The sequence below is a fragment of the Clostridium sp. UBA6640 genome, from assembly GCF_002455975.1.
Classification (GTDB): Bacteria; Bacillota; Clostridia; order Clostridiales; family Clostridiaceae; genus Clostridium_J.
The window spans coordinates 64286-70309 of the sequence record NZ_DKLM01000045.1 but is presented as its reverse complement, the minus strand read 5'-3'; the positions used below and the strand labels follow the sequence as shown (position 1 = coordinate 70309).

The 6024-nt window shown below is 28.6% G+C and carries 7 protein-coding genes and 1 other annotated feature; all 7 genes read right to left on the bottom strand.

Going from position 1 to position 6024, the window contains the following annotated elements; all coding sequences use genetic code 11:
* Positions 1–96 precede the first annotated feature (96 nt).
* Positions 97–274 (bottom strand) — a binding site (T-box leader).
* 65 nt (positions 275–339) lie between these two features.
* The 7 genes from B2W91_RS04790 to B2W91_RS04760 all read right to left on the bottom strand — a co-directional run bounded on the left by B2W91_RS04790 (position 340) and on the right by B2W91_RS04760 (position 5874).
* A complete protein-coding gene (locus tag B2W91_RS04790; RefSeq protein WP_291579139.1) occupies positions 340–1368 on the bottom strand; it encodes an AI-2E family transporter in 1029 nt (342 codons plus the stop codon).
* Positions 1358–1867 (bottom strand): PRC-barrel domain-containing protein, encoded by a 510-nt coding sequence (locus B2W91_RS04785; protein ID WP_291579138.1) that lies wholly within the window; start codon positions 1865–1867, stop codon positions 1358–1360. The genes B2W91_RS04790 and B2W91_RS04785 overlap by 11 nt, the downstream gene beginning before the upstream one ends.
* Before the next feature lie 322 nt (positions 1868–2189).
* Complete coding sequence (nifU, locus tag B2W91_RS04780) at positions 2190–2591, bottom strand: Fe-S cluster assembly scaffold protein NifU (protein ID WP_291579137.1); 402 nt, start codon at positions 2589–2591, stop codon at positions 2190–2192.
* Between the two features lie 137 nt (positions 2592–2728).
* Entirely contained in the window at positions 2729–3805 is a 1077-nt protein-coding gene (mnmA, locus tag B2W91_RS04775) for a tRNA 2-thiouridine(34) synthase MnmA (RefSeq protein WP_291579136.1), read from the bottom strand.
* An 11-nt stretch (positions 3806–3816) separates the two neighbouring features.
* Positions 3817–4251, bottom strand: a complete 435-nt coding sequence (gene nifU / locus B2W91_RS04770; protein ID WP_291579135.1) for a Fe-S cluster assembly scaffold protein NifU — start codon at positions 4249–4251, stop codon at positions 3817–3819.
* A complete protein-coding gene (gene nifS, locus B2W91_RS04765; RefSeq protein ID WP_291579134.1) occupies positions 4251–5438 on the bottom strand; it encodes a cysteine desulfurase NifS in 1188 nt (395 codons plus the stop codon). Before nifS ends, nifU (B2W91_RS04770) begins: the two co-directional genes overlap by 1 nt.
* The gene (locus B2W91_RS04760; RefSeq protein WP_291579133.1) at positions 5431–5874 is read right to left on the bottom strand and encodes an RrF2 family transcriptional regulator; all 444 of its coding nucleotides are present in this window, start codon (positions 5872–5874) and stop codon (positions 5431–5433) included. The genes nifS and B2W91_RS04760 overlap by 8 nt, the downstream gene beginning before the upstream one ends.
* Positions 5875–6024: the final 150 nt, after the last annotated feature.

Sequence of the window (6024 nt, the reverse complement as noted above, 5' to 3'; positions counted from 1 at the left end):
GAGTATATATTAAGTTTTCATACTGTATCCCTATATATCGCCATAGTCTTAACTAATAATATTTTTATACAAAAAATAAAAAACCTTCCTTCCCTAAAAAGGGACGAAAGGTTCCGCGTTACCACCCTTATTATATTAAAATTTTAAAAATTTTAATATCACTTAATTAAATATGGCTCTAAGACAGCTTCAATATATCTCCCAAGAAGTTTTCACCAGCCACTTCCTCTCTAAATGCCTTGATATATTTACTAATTCTTGTCATCACCTAATATTATATTTTCTTATTGGAATTATATGAAAAAATAAACAAAATGTCAACTATTACTTAATTAAAATTTAAAATAAATAGCTCTCAATATCTTCATATAATACCTTAATAGTTACCCAAATAGGTACAATAATTATCATACCTAATACTCCACCTATATTTCCACCTACAAGTAATAATATTAATATTGTAAGTGGATGCGCACTGACACTCTCCCCTATGATTTTAGGACATATAATATCTCCCTCTATCTGTTGAATTATCATTAATGCTATTCCAACAGAAGCTACACTTTGAAGTGAATTTAAACTAGCTAATATAAGAATAGGAATAGCACCTATTATAGGTCCAAAATAAGGGATTATATTAAATATTGCATTTATTAAAGATAATACTATAGGAAATTTAACTCTTAACATTAAAAGCACTATAAACGTCAAAATCCCTATAATTGCACAAAGTTCAAATTGTGTTATNNTTATTATATATCGTTCTAACACTTTATCTATATGCGTTAATACTTTTCTAATCATACCTTTACTTGATGTGGGAAATAATTTCAAAATTCCATCCAAAATTAAATTATCATCACATAGAAAAAAATAAATAAGAGTAGGAGAAACTAAAAATAATAATATATTCTCCCCTGCTGATATAAGAGTTTCTATGGTTTTCTCTATTGTATTAATTAATAGTAATTGTACTTTATCGTAAATTACGTTTATAAAATGGGAAATAAATTTATTATTTCCTAAAGTAATATCTGAACTCTTAAAATTATTAACATATCTTTCAATATCTAAAAGCATATCATTAATGTTATTACTATCTTTAAATATAGACGGTATTAAGATAGTAAATATTAATAAAATAGAAAGTATTATAGTTAATATAACAAAAATTGCTGCAAATCTTCTATTAAAGCCTTTGCTAATCAAAAATTTATAATAAGGTCTTAAACTATAAGATATTATAAAAGATGTTAATATAACACCAATCAAATTTAAAAATATTGGAAATCTTTTTATTAGAAGTATAATTGCTAATATAAATATTATTGATGCTATGATTTTAATATAGCTTCTTTTACCCTTCAATATTGCCTTCTCCTATATGTAAGAAATTATTATGAGGTATACAATGAAAACTATATTTATCTTGACATCCTACATAAAGCAAATTATCTTCTCCTAAAATCATATCTTTAATTAATAATATTCTTCTTTCTTTAAATATACTTGTAACTAAGCTATACGCTATTGAAATCGCCCTTATCTCAAAGCTTTCTCCATCAAAAATTAGTTCCTTAACAATCCCCAATATTTCAGAATTTTTATCTATAACATACATTTTCTTAATGTCATTAAAAGCTAAATATTCTTGTTTATTTATTTTATTTATTATCATTGCTCCATTAAAATAAATAATATCTTCTTTTAAAACACTAAAATTTTTCTTAAAAAGCTTGTAGGGGGTTACTTTAAAACCTATAACTTCCCTTTTACCAAAATTTATCAGTATATCCTTTACATATCCTAACTTTTCACCTTGTAGATCCAATACATCCATAAATATAAAATCTCTGCTCTTATACATGATACAATACCTTCCCTACTCTACCTTCTTTATTAAGTATTGTACCCATCTTTAAAATAAATTAGTCAAAAATTATACAATTGAAAATTGACAATGGACATTATTATTAATTAAGAATTAATAATGAATAATGAAGAATTATGGATATTTCTCAGCTTTACTGAGAAATTAATCATTTTATCTATTTTTAAAGCTATTGCATAGCTTCTTATAAAAAAACTAGCAATTGTATTGCTAGTTAAAAATCAATTAAAGAAATTAGTTTGATTAAAACTAATTTCAACCACAATTCTCAATTGTCAATTTTCAATTCTCCATTGTATTAGTCTTCCCATTTATCTTTCCATTTTTCTAGGCCCAATTTTTCTCTATAATTATTAATAGCTTTGTGTATGGTCTGTTCTGCTAATACAGAGCAATGAATTTTTTCTGAAGGAAGTCCATCTAATGCCTCAATTACAGACTTATTTGTCAAACTCCATGCTTCTTCTAGGGTTTTTCCTTTTATAAGTTCTGTAGCAATGCTAGAAGAAGCAATAGCAGATCCACAACCAAAAGTCATAAATCTAACATCCTTTATAATATTATTTTCTACTTTAATATATATCTTCATGATATCTCCGCAATTAGCATCTCCAGCTTCACCTATGCCATCTGCATCAGGTAAAGTTCCTGCATTTCTAGGACTATAAAAATGTTCTAATAATTTATCACTATACTCCATAAAAATCTCCTTTTTATAAAATTACTTAAGAAATTTTATAATAAATTAGGATATTTGGAATTCCAAATATCCTAATTTATTATATCTCTACAATGCATAAACTCTCTATACTTTATTAGTTTTTCATTTTAAACATCTTATAAGATTTCGTCTATAATTCCGCCACCAATAACAATATTTCCATCATAAAATACAACTGATTGGCCCTTTGTTATAGCCCTTTGTTTTTCTTCAAACTTAATTTTCACCTTATCATTATCTAATTGAGTTATTGTAGCAGCTGCTGGTTTTGCAGCATACCTAACCTTTGCAGTAACCTCAATTTCACCTTCAAATTTATCAAAAGGAATTAAGTTAATATCTTTTGCAATTAATTCTGTTTTGAATATATCTTCTTCATCACCAAGTACTACTTGATTTTTTTCTGGAATTATATCTGTAACAAACATAGGTTTACCTAATGCAATCCCCAATCCTTTTCTTTGACCTATAGTATAATAAACTATACCCTTATGTGTTCCTAATACATTTCCATTTTTATCTACAAAATTTCCTGGATTTAAAGTTTTACCAGTAAACTTTTCGATAAATCTTCCATGATTATTATCTGGAACAAAACATATTTCTTGAGAATCTTTCTTTCTAAATACCTCTAGACCGATTTTCTCTGCAATTTCTCTAATTTCAGTCTTGGAATATGATCCACAAGGCATTAAGGTATGTGCTAGCTGTTCTTGAGTTAAAGTGTAAAGAGCATAGGTTTGATCTTTCTTGTCATCTTGTGATCTCTTAAGCAAATATCTACCATTTACATTTTCTATAGTTGCATAGTGACCTGTCGCAATATAATCAGCACCTAATGCCATAGCTTTTCTCAATAGCTCCTCAAATTTTATATGTTTATTACACATAATACATGGGTTGGGAGTTCTTCCACTAAAGTATTCATCAACAAAATTGTTAATTACAAGAGTTTGGAAAGGTCTTTTAAAGTTCATTACATAAAATGGAATCTCTAATTTATCAGCTACCCTTCTAGCATCCAATACTGCAGATAGTGAACAACATCCACCCTCATTTTCTGCATATTCAGGATCATCAGGAGCCAATTTCATCATAATTCCTATAACTTCATATCCTTGTTCTTTCAAAAGATATGCTGCAACAGAACTATCTACTCCTCCACTCATTCCTATAACAACTTTTTTCTTCATAATTAATTCACCTATTCTCCGTGTACATTAGCATGTAACTCATCATGATCTGTTTCTTTAAAATCCCATGGAGTTAGGCCTTCTTTAACTCTATAATCATTTATTGCCTTATGAATTGCTTCTTCTGCAAGTACTGAGCAATGCATTTTTATCGGTGGAAGACCATCTAATGCTTCTGCCACTGCTAAATTTGTTAAATCCCATGCTTCTTCAACAGTTTTTCCTTTTATAAGTTCTGTTGCCATACTTGATGAAGCTATAGCTGAACCACATCCAAAAGTCTTAAATTTAGCATCTACAACTACATTTTTTTCTACTTTTAAATAAACCTTCATTATATCTCCGCATTTAGCATTTCCTACTTCTCCTACGCCATTAGCATCAACAATTTCTCCAACGTTTCTTGGATTTGTAAAATGATCCATTACTTTTTCGCTGTACATCATTATTTTTCCTCTCCTTTTAAAAAGTCATCATATAACGGTGACATATCTCTTAATCTTTGAACTATTGAAGGAACTTTTTCTAATACATAATCAACTTCTTCTTCTGTTGTTCCATCACCAATACTTAATCTTAGTGAACCATGAGCTATCTCATGAGGTAATCCTATTGCTAATAATACATGTGATGGGTCTAATGATCCAGATGTGCAAGCACTTCCACTTGAAGCACAAATTCCCATTGCATCTAACATTAATAATACAGATTCACCTTCTATAAATTTAAAACATACGTTTACATTACCCGGTAGTCTTTTTTCTCCTGATGGCCCGTTTAATTTTGTGTATGGTATGTTAAGTAATCCATCTATAAGTTTATCTCTTAATGCTATTAATTTTCTACTATGCTCTTCCATACTGTCTACTGCAAGTTCAATAGCTTTTCCAAGTCCAACTATTCCTGCTACATTTTCAGTACCAGCTCTTCTATTTTTCTCTTGAGCTCCACCGTGAATTAAATTATGAATTTTTATACCTTTTTTAATATATAAAACGCCTATACCTTTAGGTCCATAAATTTTATGAGCAGCTAATGATAATAAATCTATATTCATATCTTTTACATCTACTGGCATATTTCCTACTGCTTGAACTGCATCTGTATGAAAGAACACCTTTTTATCTCTACAAATTTGACCTATTTCTTTTATTGATTGGATTACTCCAATTTCATTGTTGGCAAACATTATAGTTACCAATATAGTCTTATCTGTTATGGCATTTTTTAAATCATCAATATTTATTAATCCTTCTTCATTAACATCCAAATATGTAATTTCAAATCCATGATTTTTCTCAAGATACTCACAAGCATGTAATACTGCATGATGCTCTATTTTAGTTGTTATAATATGATTTCCTTTATTCTTATGAGCAAAAGCAATACCTTTTATAGCCCAGTTATCTGCTTCAGATCCACCACCAGTAAAGTAAATTTCACTTCTATCTGCATTTATAGCTTTGGCTACTCTATCTCTTGCCAAATCTAAAGCTTTTTTGGTTTCTCTTGAAATTGAGTATATAGATGATGGATTGCCATAAAATTGTGTAAAATATGGAATCATTTCATCTAAAACCTCTGGTTTTGTGTAAGTTGTCGCTGCATAATCCATGTAAACAGTTTTACTCATGATCAGTTGTCACTCCTTTTAATTTGGAAATATCCATATAATCTTCTACTATATCTTTAAGAGTAATAGACATTGTAACATTATCTATACTATCTTTAATTTTTTTCCATACTAATCTTGTAGCACAACAATCTATGTTGTTGCAGGACTCTGTCTCTAGACAATGGGATATTTCTATCGGTCCTTCTAACACCTCTAAAATATCATAAATTCTTATTTCATCAGGTGCCTTACCTAACACATATCCACCCATAGCACCTCTTATACTCTTAATAAGTCCTGATTTTCTCAATGTAGAAAATAATTGCTCTAAATAGTATTCCGATATATTTTGCCTTTCTGAAATGGTCTTTATTGAAACTGGTTCTTTCCCATAGTGTATTGCTAATTCAACCATAGCTTTAACACCATAACGACCTTTCGTTGATAATTTCATTCCCTCACTCCTTAATGTTGAGTGTTTTACTACACTTTGATAATATCAAATCAGAGTAATCATGTCAACAATTAATAATTCAACACTTTTATTATAGGGTTCCACAATAAAAATTTAATTTATACAATATTTTAATTTCCATAATAAAAA

Coding starts and splice junctions, on each gene's coding strand:
- nifS (WP_291579134.1), bottom strand. CDS start 5,438: ATGAGTAAAACTGTTTACATGGATTATGCAGCGACAACTTACACAAAA.
- nifU (WP_291579137.1), bottom strand. CDS start 2,591: ATGGAGTATAGTGATAAATTATTAGAACATTTTTATAGTCCTAGAAAT.
- mnmA (WP_291579136.1), bottom strand. CDS start 3,805: ATGAAGAAAAAAGTTGTTATAGGAATGAGTGGAGGAGTAGATAGTTCT.
- nifU (WP_291579135.1), bottom strand. CDS start 4,251: ATGATGTACAGCGAAAAAGTAATGGATCATTTTACAAATCCAAGAAAC.
- B2W91_RS04785 (WP_291579138.1), bottom strand. CDS start 1,867: ATGTATAAGAGCAGAGATTTTATATTTATGGATGTATTGGATCTACAA.
- B2W91_RS04760 (WP_291579133.1), bottom strand. CDS start 5,874: ATGAAATTATCAACGAAAGGTCGTTATGGTGTTAAAGCTATGGTTGAA.